This is a genomic window from Kribbella sp. NPDC031520, assembly GCF_055580825.1.
In genome coordinates, this window is record NZ_JBVIKS010000003.1 from 846,388 (window position 1) to 858,546 (window position 12,159).

The window sequence follows — 12,159 nt, forward strand, 5'->3', positions numbered from 1 at the left end:
TCGTTCATATCGTTCGCCGTGAACAGTTGGGTGCAGACTGATCGGCATGAAGCGAAGGCCGTGGGAGTTGCGCCGCCAGGTCCTCTGGCTGCAGATCGTCACGGTCACAGTACTCATCGCGATGGCCTGGATAGTGATGATCAGCCGTTCGCACGCACAGGCGCTCCGCGACGCGGCGGCAAGCGGCCTGGCGGCGCCGAGCTGGTGGGAGCTGATCCGGCTCGACCTTCGTTCGATGCTCGGGATCGCCAGCCTGATGCTCGGGGTCGCGATCGCCGGCAATGCGCTCGTCACCTGGCGGGTACGGCGGGCGACCCGCGGCATGGGTACGCAGTCACTGGCGCGGATGCTCGACTTCTACGAAGGCGTACTGCACGCCGCGCGTGAAGGCCTGATCCTGCTCGACCTCGACGGCCGGGTACAGCTCGCGAACGACGAAGCACTGACGCTGCTTGGGCTCCGCGCCGTGGCTCCCGGTACGCCGTTGGAGGAGCTCCACCTCGGCGCTCCGCTGGCCGAGCTGCTCGCGACCGGGCGGACGGCGTACGACGAACTGCACCTCGGCGCACAGGGCGTGGTCGTCGTGAACCAGCAGCCGTCCGGGCGCGGCCGGATCGTCACGCTGCGGGACCACACTCAGCTGCAACGGCTGCTCGGCGAGCTGGACGCCGTACGGAGTTTGGCGGAATCGCTGCAGGCACAGAATCACGAGGCGTCGAACCGGCTGCACACCGTCGTCAGCCTGATCGAGATCGGCAAGCCGGAACGGGCCCGGGAGTTCGCGGTGTCGGAGTTGCAGTTCGCGCAGGCGATGACGGACCGGGTCGTCGGTACGGTCGGCGACCCGGTGCTCGCATCGTTGCTGTTGGCAAAGTTGTCGCAGGCGCAGGAGCGTGGCGTCGTACTGACCCTCGACCTCGGCCAGGAGACGCTGAACACCCGGCTGCCCGCGCAGGACGTGGTGACCGTGGTCGGAAACCTGCTGGACAACGCGATCGAGGCCGCGCGCGGCGGGCCCGCACCACGGAAGGTGGAGCTCCGCGCAGCGACGACCGCCGACGCGGTGGACCTCGTCGTGACGAACACCGGCGCCGAACTCGGATCGGTCGAGCTGGCGCACATGTTCGAGCGCGGCTGGACGACGAAGTCGGAGCCGGGGCACGGACTCGGGCTCGTACTGGTGCGCAGTACGGTCGAACGGTGGCAGGGTTCGCTCATGGTCGATCCCGATTCCGAGCTGGACGAAGTTCCCGCGCTGACCGTGCGCGTTCGGCTGCCGCGGGCGGTGAGCGCAAGTGCCTGACCTCCGCGTACTGGTCGTCGAGGACGACCCCGTCGCCGCAGAGGCCCACCGTACGTACGTCGACCGCTTGCCGGGCTTCACGTGTGTCGGCGTCGCGGGTACGGCGGGACGCGCGCTGCAGGTGCTCGCGCGCGGCGACCTCGACCTCGTACTGCTCGACATGCACCTGCCGGACGGGCACGGGCTCGACGTCGTCCGCCGGATGCGTGCCCTCGGCAACCAAACGGACGTGGTCGCGGTGACGTCCGCGCGGGAGGTCGCCGCGGTGCAGGCGGCGGCGCGGATCGGCGTGGTGCAGTACGTACTGAAGCCGTTCGCGTTCGAGACGTTGCGGGACCGGTTGACCGCGTACGCCCGGCAGCGCCGGGCCGCCTCGCTCGGCGAGGTCGTCGCGGATCAGCACGAGGTGGACCGATTGTTGCACCCGGCAACCGTCTCGTCGGTGCCGAAGGGGCTGGCCGGCGGCGTGCTGGATCGCGTCGTGCAGCTGCTGGCGAACCGGGAGGGCTGGACCGCGGAGGAGGTCGCGACGTCGCTCGGCACGTCGCGGATCACCGCGCGGCGATACCTCGAACACCTGGCCGATCAGGGGCAGGCGTTGCGCACCCAGCGGTACGACGGGCGCAGCGGCCGGCCGAAGGTCGAGTACTCCTGGGTGGCCGAGAGCTAGCTGCGGACCAGGGTTGCCCAGAGGTGCGGCTGGAGCGACTGGCCTTGGGCGGCCATGTCGTACGCCCAGAGGAGCTCGCCGTTGACCAGGCCGTACAGCCGGTGGCCGGCGGTGACCTCCTTCGCGGACGTCGTCCGGGCGACCACGTCGGTCTGGAGCTCGATCTTCGCGCCGTCGATGTCGCCGTACCAGATCTCGGCGATCCCGGTCGGGTGCGCGAGGATCACCTCGAGCTTGTTGTCCGGCTGCGGCCGCCAGAAGCCGGTCTCGACCGCGAGCGGGCGCTCCTTGGTGCCGTCCTCGCCGACCACGAACGTCTGGCTGACGTAGTGCAGGTACGGCTTGCCGTTGTGGGTGAAGTCGATCTGCTGCCCGAACTCGAACTTCTCGATCGTCGGGTAGTCGCCGTGCCCACGGCCCTCCCAGCGACCCAGCAGCCACGCGAGCGGGACCAGGTCCGGGTGCAGGTCCTGCGGGATCTCGAACGCCATCGGATCAGTCAGCTCGCATTACGGCCGCGGTACAGCCGGTAGACGACGAACGCCGAGAACCAGCCCATGAACACACAGACCAGGATCAGCAGCGTGGTGAAGACGACATGCAGCACGCAGGTCAGTCTAGAGGATCGGTACCCGCGCCCTCCGGCACCCACCACGTGACATCCCGCACGCCACAGGCCGCCCGGCGGATCCTCCGCCCGACCCGCCACCGCGACGGCACGTCCCGCCCGGTGGAGCTTCCGGCTGACCGGCTAGCTTGACGGTATGTCCCGCACGCTGGTGATCAAGCTGACTGCAGGCGCCGACGAACCCGAGCGCGCCAACCAGGCCTTCACGGTCGCGGCGTCCGCGGTCGCCGCCGGCGCGGCGGTCTCCCTCTGGCTGACCGGCGAGGCGGTCTGGTTCGCCGTACCCGGCCGGGCCGAGGAGTTCGAACTGCCGCACGCCGCGCCGCTCGCGGACCTGCTCACCGCGGTCCTCGAAGGTGGTCAGCTGACCGTCTGCACTCAATGCGCCAAACGCCGCGACCTCACCGAGGCCGACCTCCGCCCCGGCACCCGCATCGCCGGCGCCCCCGCCTTCACCGAAGAAATCCTCACCGACAACGCCCAGGCGGTCGTCTACTGATCCCCTGGGCGCTGCGCTGCCGGATCGTCGCCGCCCGGGCTACTTGCCCAGGCCTTGCCCGTCGTTGCCGCGATCCGGGCCGCGGGAGCCCTGACCCCGGTTCCGGTCCGTGAAGGTACGCTCGCCGCCGGAGGCGCCGCTGTTCGCGCGCTCGCCACTGTCGAACCCAGGCGCTCCCGCAGCTGACGGAAGGCCGGCGTTCGCGTGGTGGCTCGTCTGACCGATCTCGGCGTCAGACATCGCGTTCTGCGCCCGGCCCGGAGGTTGCTTTCCGGCGTTCGCGGTCTGCAGTTCGGTGAGCACCGGCCTCTCCTGCTCCTCCCGGCTTCGGACCGATTCCGCCTGCCGAGCGTTCTGCCCGCCCTGCTCGGTCTGCTGCATGCTCTCCTGCCGGACCTGGTTCGCCTCCGCCGCGTCCCCAGCCGTCGGGAACGCCGGCTGATCCACCGTCTGCGCCGGCTGCTGCCCTGACTGTGGCTGCTGACCGTCCTCGGCCTGCAAACCGTCCTGGCGCTGCTGCCCGGGCTCGGGCTGCAAACCGTCCTGGCGCTGCTGACCGTCCTCGGACTGCGGCCCGTCCTGGCCCTCCTGACCCGGCTGACGCTGCTGACCCGGCTGAGCCTGCCGACTCGTGTCTGCAATGAGCCGGTCGCCGTCCCGAACGCCCTCGCGGACGCCGTCCTGATCGGCGACGACGGCTTGGTCGTTGCCGTCGATGTCGCCGATGGTGATCGACGCACCGTTCGAGCCCGCGGCGTCTCGCCCCGCGTTCTGCATGTCCATGCCGGGGCTGTCCGGTCCGGCTTGATTGCCCTGGACATGGACGCCCTCGAGGTCGCCTTCGACGTTGTAGACCGTGGCCTGCCCGGCCTGGGCGTTGATGACCGGCCCGTCCTCCTGGGCGTTCCAATCGACGTTCTGCGGACCATCTGGACCAGCCGGACCGCCTACCGCGATGACATTCCGTCCCGACTGCGACGACGGCCCATCCTGCTGCTGCCCGACGTCCGCCGTCTCCGCCGTTGCCCCCCGCTCAGCGGAGTCCGCGTCCAGCTGATTGCCGGCAGCCTGCGAAGCGTCCGCCGCGTTCTCCACCTGCGCATCCGTCTGCTGGTCGGGGTTGATCGCCGGATCGGTCTCCTGGGCGCGGTCCACGTCGTTCGTGGCGTTCGGGTCAACACCCTGCTCGTTGTCCGCCTTGCCTTGCAGCTCGTTGTCGGCTTCGGTCGCCTCGGTCTCGGTTCGGTTCTCGGCGTCGTTCTGGGCGTCGTCCTGCTTGTCCAGCTCGTCGATCTCCTCGGCGACGATCGCGGCACCCGCCGCGGCGCCGGCGACCTCACCAGGACCGGTCCCGGTCTCGGCTTCCTCCCGCCCCTTGCGGTCCTGCTCCTCCCGCGTCTGCCGTTCGTCGTCATCGCGGTTCTGCTCGTCCTCGCGACGCTCGGCGTCCTGCAGCTCCTGATCTTGCTGAGCTTGCTGGTCTTGCTGGTCTTGCTGAGCTTGCTGGTCTCGCTGATCTTGCTGGTCCCGCTCCTCAGGCTGATTGCGCGGGTCGACGTTGTCGTCGCCGGCGGTCTGGTTCTCGTTCTCCTCGGCGACCCGCTGCGCATCCGCGGCATCGCGATCCTCGATGACCTGGTTCCGCTGCCGCTGGAGGTCGTTCCGCTGAGCCTCGAGGTCCTGGATCCGGCCGCCCAGACCGTCGCGCTCGGCCCGGAGCGCTTCCACCTGCGCGGCGAGCTGGGAGGCGCGGTCCGGGGCCTGGGTGCGCTCCGGACCTGGCAGCTGTTGACGCTGAGCGTGTTCGTTCGGGTTCCACTGGCCCTGTCGGGCCCAGTGCTCCATCAGCATGCGCGTCTGCTGCCCACGGGTGAGGCGTCGCCGGAACCTTCGCACCAGCGCGCGGGCGTTGCGCATCACCTGCTGGAACCCGGCCAGCGTGCTCTGCAGGACGTCGTCCATGTGTGGGTCGCCCGTTTGCATCGACATCACGCCACCTCGCTCGCGTAGACGGAGTACCCGAAGCCGGCGGCGTTGTCGTCGGGGCCGGGCTGGGACGCATACAGATGGAACTCGGCGCCCGGCCGGAGCCAGACCGCGAGGTGCCGGCGGCGGCCGCGCCACTCCGGCGGGATCCGCACGTCGTCACCGGGACCGACGTACACCGGTGGTCCCCAGAATCGGCGGGCGAGCTCGAGCTGGTCGGGCCAGTACGTGTCGAGACCTTCCTCGGCCTGGGCCAGCTCCGACGCACCGATCTCGTACGCCGACCAGCCGGACCGCGGGCTCTCCGGGATGACGGCGTCCGGGAGCACCAGCATCACGGTCTCCCGAGGGGTGACCAGGCCCCAGGTGTACCGATCGGGGTCGATGTCGCCCGGCGCCCACGGGCGCCAGCCGGTGGCAGCGGTGACGCGGTCGACCAGGGCACGGATCGCGTCCGTGCCGGTGGCCGGCGGACCCCAGAGCCGCCGCCAGTCGGCGACCTCGGCCAGATCCGCCATCGCGCGTTCGTCGTCGTCGGACGACCGCTCCTGCGTCTTCACGCCGCCACACTCCCTTCGTCAAGTTTGCCCAGAGTATGCCCCGATCGGTGCCACCCACGTCCGTACGGACGCAGACCTGTGGATAACTGGTTCCGTCTGCACCGTTCGCGAGCAGTAACCGTCGTACGCCGTTCACACGCCCGCGGCTGAGTTGTAGTGGAAGCATGAAGCTTCCGGCACCTCCGGCGTTCCGATCGCCGTTGCACCATCCGCGGGTGGCGACCGTGCTCGGGCGATGGCTCGGGACCACCGTGGTGATCTGTTTCCTGACCGGGCTCTACAGCCACTTCCTGCAGGACACCCCGAGCTGGCTGCCCGCGCCGAGCCGCCCGGCGAACCTGTACCGGGTGACGCAGGGCCTGCACGTGATCAGCGGGACCGCTGCCGTACCACTGCTGCTCGCCAAGCTTTGGACCGTCTATCCGAAGCTCTTCGCGAAGCCGGACCTGAAGGCCGTCGGACAGCTGATCGAGCGGCTGTCGATCCTCGTCCTGGTCTCGTCGATGGCGCTCGAACTCTTCATCGGCTTCGCCAACACCCTGCAGTGGTACCCGTGGCCGTTCCCGTTCCGGCAGACGCACTACGCGCTCGCGTGGATCGTCGTCGGCGCGCTGCTCGTCCACCTCGCCGTCAAGCTCCCGCTGATCCGCGCCCACTGGCGCCGTACGCCGGAACCCGTACCGGAATCGCTGCCGCCCGAGGTCACCGGCCTGACCCGGCGCGGTCTCTTCCGTACCGTCGCCGGCGCCGCCACGCTGGTCGGCATCACGACCGCCGGGCAATCGGTGACGCCACTCGGATCCGTCGCCGTCCTCGCGCCGCGGAAGCCGGGGATCGGTCCGCAGGGGCTGCCGGTGAACCGTACGGCGGAAGCGGCCGGGGTGACCGGGATCGACGCGGACTGGCGCTTCACGATCGCGGGTCCCCGGCAACTGTCCTACACGCTCGACGAGCTGCGTCAGCTGCCGCAGAGCCGGTCGGAGTTGCCGATCGCCTGTGTGGAGGGATGGAGCCAGGGGGCTCGGTGGGAGGGAGTACCGATGCGGGACCTGCTCGCGTTGTCCGGGGCGCCGGCACGGTCGCGCGTGCGGGTGGTGTCGATGGAGAAGGGTGGGTTCTATGCGACCAGTGAGCTGCCGGAGGAGTTTGCCGCCGATCCGCTGACGCTTCTTGCCCTCCGGCTGAACGGGTCTGAGCTCGCGCTCGATCACGGTTTCCCGGCGCGGATCATCGCACCCAACAGACCCGGGGTGCTGCAGACCAAGTGGGTTCATCGGTTGGAGGTCGTCGCGTGAAGACCCGAATCTCACTGATAGCCGTCGGCGTTGTGAGTGCCCTGTGGGGTTGTTGGGAGTTGTGGCGCAACGTCGATCTGCACGGGTTGGTGCGGTTGCCACTGTGGTTGGGTGGGGCGGTGATCGTGGACGACTTCGTGCTTGCTCCGCTGACCCTTGCTGTCGGCTGGGTGGTCGTGCGGTGGTCGACGGGGCCGGGGCGTCATCGGACGGTCAGCGTGGTGCGGACGACGTTGGTGCTGGTCGGAGTGACCAGCCTGGTTGCCTTGCCGTTGCTGTGGCGCCAAGGCACCGGGGTCAATCTGACCGTGCTTCCGCGGGACTACCTCCGTGACTGGCTGTTGCTGGAGGCAACGATTGTGTTGGTCGCTGCCGTCGGTTACTTAACGTTCAGCAAGGTACGGGCCTCGTCGGGGGACATCGGCGGACGCTGAGCCAGCGTGGCCAGGGTGGCGGCCCGCTCCACGAGCTCGGCGTTGTGGGTGACCGGTACGCCCTTCGCCAACGTCAGCGTGTCCTCCATGCCGACCCGGAGGTTGCCGCCCTTCGACAAGGCGGCCAGCGCGACCGTCAACGACGTACGGCCGATGCCCGTGGCGGACCAGGACGTGACGGCGTCGGGGAGAGCGTTGACGGCGGCAACGAGGGCGTCCGCCGTACCGGGCATGCCGCCGGGTACGCCCATCACCAGGTCGCAGTGCACGCGTCCGCCGTACGGCAGGCCGTACTTGTCCAGCAGCCGGTGCAGCGCGGCGACCTGACCGAGGTCGAACAGCTCGAACTCGGGAACGACCTCGCGCTCCTGGGTCAGCTGGAAGAGCTGCGTCACGAACGGCCACGGGTTCATGAACACGTCGTCGCCGAAGTTGACCGTACCCAGAGTCAGCGAGCAGGAGTCCGGCGCGGCGTCCAGGACGCGCAGACGGTTCTCGTACGGATCGGTGACGGCGCCGCCGGTCGAGAGCTGCACGATCAGCGCGGTGTTCTCGCGGACCGCCGCGACGGTCTCGGTCAGCCGGCCGAGATCCAGGGTCGGCTTGTGCTCGCCGTCGCGGATGTGGATGTGGATCATCGCCGCGCCGGCCGCCTCGCAGCGCTTGGCGGTCTCGACCAGCTCGTCGAGCGTGGTCGGCAACGCCGGACAGTCCGCCTTCGCGGTCTCGGCACCGGTGGGAGCAACAGTGATCAGAGTCGACGCCATGGACGAATCCTGCCAGATCAGCTCGCAGAACGGATATTTGCCTGTCGCAGGGTCCGATGACCGGACGATCTCCTGCACGCGAAGATGTCCCCATGAGAGCCGTAGTACAGCGAGTCAGTCAGGCGTCGGTCACCGTGGACGGCGAGGTGGTGGGCGCGATCGACGGGCCCGGGTTGCTGATCCTGCTCGGGGTCACGCACGACGACACCGCCGAGAAGGCGGCCGCGCTGGCCGCGAAGATCTGGACCCTGCGCATCCTCGAGGGCGAACGCTCCGCCGCCGACGAACAGGCGCCGATCCTCGCGATCAGCCAGTTCACGCTGTACGCAGACACGCGCAAGGGCCGGCGTCCCTCCTGGAGCGCCGCCGCCCCGGGGCCCGTCTCGGAGCCGCTGTACGACGCGTTCTGCACCGCGCTGCAGGACCTCGGCGCCAAGGTCGAACGCGGGATCTTCGGCGCCGACATGTTGGTTGCCCTCACCAACGACGGGCCCGTCACCCTGATCCTCGACGCCTGATGTCAACTTTGAGAAGCCACCAACCAGGAATCCGCCCGGAAAATGGTCGGTGGCTTCTCAAAGTTGGGGGTGGGTAGAACGGAACCGGCCCCCGGATCCGTCAGGGATCCGGGGGCCGGTGCTCTGGGTCGGTGAGGTTCGACTCAGACTCGACTCAAATGGTGTCTGCTGTGATCAGCTGACGACGCCGGCGGCCGAGTGGCCGACGATGACCTTGGTGTTCAGGCTGTAGACGTCGATCACCAGCGCGTCCACCTCGATGTAGCGCTTCTGCCGCATGACCTTGTTGAAGGTCAGGCTCGCGATACCCGGGATGTTCAGCGTCTTGTTCTCACCGGTCGGGACGGCGTAGGTCTTGCCGCCGACCTTGATCGAGGCGATCGTCGAGGACGAGCTCACGCCGCCCTTGCCGTCCTTGGTCTTCCACGCGGAGGCGGAGGACTCGATCGCACCGATGGACAGGCTGCCGACCTTCACGCCCGCGACGTGCGAGGTGAAGTTGATGTACGACTTGTTGGTGCCGATGGCGCCGTTCTTGGTGGTGTAGACGCCACCCACGTAGGCAACCTTCGGGATGTTCAGCTCGCCGACCGCGACCCGGACCGTCTTGCCCTCAGTGCCCTGGCAGGTGGTCTGAAGGGACGTGGCGTCGGAGACGACCAGCTTGTCGGCATATGCCTTGGTGCCGTACGCCGAGCCGATCACCAGCGCCGTGGCCGGCTTGGAGATCTCCGCGCGGGTCTTCAGTACCGCGACGTCGACGCCCTGCGGGATGTACTGGTTCCGCACCGTCGCGTGCAGCACGACCGCCTGCGCGTACGAGTAGATGCCGGACGCCGTCTTCACGCCGCCGACACGGTTCAGAACGATGTAACCGAGACCCGGGACCGCGATCTTGGTGTTGGGCTTCGGGTTCAGCAGCGACGGCACCGAGATCGCGCCGATCCGCACGCCGGCGAAGGTCGTGCTGCCGGTGTAGGACAGCTGGCCCTTCGAGTACTTCGACGTGGTGGTGGTCTTCACGCCGGTCAGCGCCAGCAGGTTGCCGACCTTGATGTCGGCCGCCGTCGCGGTGCTGGTGACGCCGGTGCCGCTCGCGTTGTTGAACGCGTGCGTCTCGGTCTTCACCGAGCGAGCGATGGCCTGCTCGTTCACGTTCGCCGTGGCCAGGTCGTTCTTGTCGTGCTTGGTGGCGTCCGTGGTGCAACCGAACTTGCTGATCACCTGCGGGCCACTGTTCGCCAGCCCGGATTCGACGTCGGTACCGTACGAGTAACCGCTGTAGCCGAAGACCGGCGAGGCGGACGCGGAACCAGACGTCAGCGCAATCGTAGAAGCCACGCCGACAACCGCCGCAACACCGACGGCAGCGAGCTTCTTGTATCCGATGCGGGGTCGCATTGACCCCTCCTCCCTGAGTGATGACGTGACCCGAACTGCGGGTCAGGACACAGACACAACTCGGCCGACTGCGTTAGGTGACGAGCCGACCCCGCTCCGAGATCAAACCGTTACATAGTCGGTGATCTTTGCCACTGGCCCCCTAACCCGGATGCGATGTCGGCAGAAACTCCTTCCCCGTAAGCGATTCCGGACATGCCAAAGGGCCCGGACGCGCAAGGTCCGGGCCCTTCGGTGCTTACTTCAGGGTGGGCCACCTCTCATGGTGGTGGCACCTTGTGTAACGACTGACTGCTCAGACGGTAACGGCCACTTCCGCGACCTCGCCGTACTGCGCGACGACCTGGCGGTCGACCGGCTGGGCCTTCGGGGCCAGCGTGCGCAGCGTCCAGTTGCCCGGCGCCGCGAAGAACCGGAAGTGCCCGGTCGCCGAGGTCGGCACCTCGGCAGTGAATTCGCCGGTGCTGTCCAGCAGCCGTACGTACGCGCCGCCGACCGGCTCCTCGCCGCGCAGCACCTGGCCCTGGATCACTGCTTCCTTGTCGACGTCGACGCCCTTGAGGTCGAGGCCGCCCTGCTTAGCTCCGCACATGGTTCAGGCCTTTCCGGGCTCGTCGCCGAGGGCAACGGGTACGCCGACCAGCGAACCCCACTCGGTCCAGGATCCGTCGTAGTTCTTCACGTTCTGCTGGCCGAGGATCTCGTGCAGCACGAACCAGGTGTGCGCCGAGCGCTCGCCGATCCGGCAGTACGCGATCGTGTCCTTGCCGAAGTCCACGCCGGCGTCGGCGTACAGCTGCGTCAGCTCGTCGTCGGCGCGGAACGTACCGTCGTCGTTGGCCGCCTTGCTCCACGGGATGTTCGCCGCGGTCGGGATGTGACCCGCGCGCTGCGCCTGCTCCTGCGGGAGGTGCGCCGGCGCCAGCAGCCGGCCCGCGTACTCGTCCGGGCTCCGCACGTCCACCAGGTTCTTCACGCCGATGGCCTCGTTGACCTCGTCGCGGAACGCGCGGATGTCCAGGTTCGGGTCCTTGGCCTTGTACTCGGTGGCTTCGCGCTTCACGACCTCGTCGGTCAGCTCGCGGCTGTCCAGCTCCCAGCGCTTGCGGCCGCCGTCGAGCAGCCGGACGTCACCGTGGCCGTAGAGCTTGAAGTACCAGTACGCGTACGCCGCGAACCAGTTGTTGTTGCCGCCGTACAGCACGACGGTGTCGTCGTTCTTCACGCCGCGGTCGGACAGCAGCGCGCTGAACTGGTCCTGGTTGACGAAGTCACGGCGGACCGGGTCCTGCAGGTCGTCCTTCCAGTCCAGCTTGATCGCGCCGGCGATGTGGCCGGCGTCGTACGCCGAGACGTCTTCGTCGACCTCGATCAGGACAACGCCGTCGTCGAACTTGTGCTCCTCGACCCAGTCGGCCGAGACGAGCGCGGATTCCCTGCTCATGTGGTGCTGCCTCTCAGTTGGTAGCGGTGGATGGCGTACGAATGCGGTGGATCAGTAGGTAGGCCTCGCAGCCGAGGCAGAGCCCGACGGCGGCGTTCACGAACGCGGCGACCAGGGCGAATCCGGTCGCGACAACTCCCAGCACGGTCGCGCCGGTCAGGTACCCGGCCAGACCGGCGACCGCGAAAACCAGGCCGACGAGCTGGGCGAACCGCGGCGGGGCCGCGTCCTCCAGCTCCTTCGGCTTGCCCAGCCGGGGCCGGACGAGCCGCTTGAACAGCCAGCCGTACGGTGAGGCCTGGACGCCGAACGCGACCGAGATCGCGAACACCACGGCCTGCACCGCGAGCGGCCAGGCGTTGTTCAGGACCAGCGTCAACGCCAGGACGACGGTGGTCAGACCGGCCGCGAACCGGAGACCGCGCGGATCGACCTGCTGCTTCGCCACCTGTTGTTCGGACATGACGACTCCCGGTGAAGGAGGTTGTCGAGCCGGAACCCGCCCGAGTGTGCGGGAGACGACGTACGCGGAACCGTGCTCAGCGACCGGTTCCGCAGCGCTCGGGACGCCGCCTGGTCAGCGGCGTCGACACAGCGATGAGCGCACCCGGCAGTTGTCCACTGCCCTGCGCTTCGTCAGCCATGTCGTGTAAA

Annotated in this window: 14 protein-coding genes; 6 read left to right on the forward strand and 8 right to left on the reverse strand. The window is 68.6% G+C overall.

The window, feature by feature from the left end; all coding sequences use genetic code 11:
• Positions 1 to 46: 46 nt before the first annotated feature.
• Complete coding sequence (locus tag ACZ5BU_RS19465) at positions 47 to 1,303, forward strand: sensor histidine kinase (RefSeq protein WP_465700665.1); 1,257 nt, start codon at positions 47 to 49, stop codon at positions 1,301 to 1,303.
• Positions 1,296 to 1,973: a response regulator gene (locus ACZ5BU_RS19470; RefSeq protein ID WP_465700667.1), complete on the forward strand. Its 678-nt coding sequence runs from the start codon at positions 1,296 to 1,298 to the stop codon at positions 1,971 to 1,973. Before ACZ5BU_RS19465 ends, ACZ5BU_RS19470 begins: the two co-directional genes overlap by 8 nt.
• On the opposite strand, the gene ACZ5BU_RS19475 is transcribed toward ACZ5BU_RS19470, so the two are convergent.
• Positions 1,970 to 2,464 (reverse strand): heme-binding beta-barrel domain-containing protein, encoded by a 495-nt coding sequence (locus tag ACZ5BU_RS19475; protein WP_387668635.1) that lies wholly within the window; start codon positions 2,462 to 2,464, stop codon positions 1,970 to 1,972. The two genes, ACZ5BU_RS19470 and ACZ5BU_RS19475, sit on opposite strands and share 4 nt — an antisense overlap.
• A 273-nt stretch (positions 2,465 to 2,737) precedes the next feature.
• Here ACZ5BU_RS19475 and ACZ5BU_RS19480 point away from each other — a divergent pair, with 273 nt between their 5' ends.
• On the forward strand, positions 2,738 to 3,100 hold the full coding sequence (locus tag ACZ5BU_RS19480) for a DsrE family protein (protein WP_465700670.1): 363 nt from the start codon (positions 2,738 to 2,740) through the stop codon (positions 3,098 to 3,100).
• A gap of 39 nt (positions 3,101 to 3,139) precedes the next feature.
• Here the strand turns inward: ACZ5BU_RS19480 and ACZ5BU_RS19485 are convergent, their stop codons facing one another.
• A complete protein-coding gene (locus tag ACZ5BU_RS19485; protein WP_465700672.1) occupies positions 3,140 to 5,089 on the reverse strand; it encodes a hypothetical protein in 1,950 nt (649 codons plus the stop codon).
• Entirely contained in the window at positions 5,089 to 5,646 is a 558-nt protein-coding gene (locus tag ACZ5BU_RS19490; protein WP_465700674.1) for a hypothetical protein, read from the reverse strand. The genes ACZ5BU_RS19485 and ACZ5BU_RS19490 overlap by 1 nt, the downstream gene beginning before the upstream one ends.
• Before the next feature lie 164 nt (positions 5,647 to 5,810).
• Between ACZ5BU_RS19490 and ACZ5BU_RS19495 the strand changes: the two genes are divergently transcribed.
• Complete coding sequence (locus ACZ5BU_RS19495; RefSeq protein WP_465700675.1) at positions 5,811 to 6,941, forward strand: molybdopterin-dependent oxidoreductase; 1,131 nt, start codon at positions 5,811 to 5,813, stop codon at positions 6,939 to 6,941.
• The gene (locus ACZ5BU_RS19500; protein ID WP_465700677.1) at positions 6,938 to 7,375 is read left to right on the forward strand and encodes a hypothetical protein; all 438 of its coding nucleotides are present in this window, start codon (positions 6,938 to 6,940) and stop codon (positions 7,373 to 7,375) included. The genes ACZ5BU_RS19495 and ACZ5BU_RS19500 overlap by 4 nt, the downstream gene beginning before the upstream one ends.
• On the opposite strand, the gene ACZ5BU_RS19505 is transcribed toward ACZ5BU_RS19500, so the two are convergent.
• On the reverse strand, positions 7,321 to 8,142 hold the full coding sequence (locus ACZ5BU_RS19505; RefSeq protein WP_465700679.1) for a beta-keto acid cleavage family enzyme: 822 nt from the start codon (positions 8,140 to 8,142) through the stop codon (positions 7,321 to 7,323). The two genes, ACZ5BU_RS19500 and ACZ5BU_RS19505, sit on opposite strands and share 55 nt — an antisense overlap.
• Before the next feature lie 92 nt (positions 8,143 to 8,234).
• On the opposite strand from ACZ5BU_RS19505, the gene dtd reads away from it, so the two are divergent.
• Positions 8,235 to 8,660 (forward strand): D-aminoacyl-tRNA deacylase, encoded by a 426-nt coding sequence (gene dtd / locus ACZ5BU_RS19510; RefSeq protein WP_465700681.1) that lies wholly within the window; start codon positions 8,235 to 8,237, stop codon positions 8,658 to 8,660.
• A 174-nt stretch (positions 8,661 to 8,834) separates the two neighbouring features.
• Here the strand turns inward: dtd and ACZ5BU_RS19515 are convergent, their stop codons facing one another.
• From ACZ5BU_RS19515 to ACZ5BU_RS19530, 4 genes are all read right to left on the reverse strand, one after another.
• Positions 8,835 to 10,001, reverse strand: a complete 1,167-nt coding sequence (locus ACZ5BU_RS19515) for a choice-of-anchor P family protein (RefSeq protein ID WP_465700683.1) — start codon at positions 9,999 to 10,001, stop codon at positions 8,835 to 8,837.
• Positions 10,002 to 10,356: 355 nt separating this feature from the next.
• A complete protein-coding gene (locus tag ACZ5BU_RS19520) occupies positions 10,357 to 10,653 on the reverse strand; it encodes a DUF1416 domain-containing protein (protein ID WP_141858122.1) in 297 nt (98 codons plus the stop codon).
• Between the two features lie 3 nt (positions 10,654 to 10,656).
• Positions 10,657 to 11,505, reverse strand: coding sequence for a sulfurtransferase (locus ACZ5BU_RS19525; RefSeq protein ID WP_465700685.1), 849 nt, complete (start codon positions 11,503 to 11,505; stop codon positions 10,657 to 10,659).
• A gap of 13 nt (positions 11,506 to 11,518) precedes the next feature.
• On the reverse strand, positions 11,519 to 11,968 hold the full coding sequence (locus tag ACZ5BU_RS19530) for a DUF4395 domain-containing protein (RefSeq protein ID WP_465700687.1): 450 nt from the start codon (positions 11,966 to 11,968) through the stop codon (positions 11,519 to 11,521).
• Between the last annotated feature and the right edge of the window lie 191 nt (positions 11,969 to 12,159).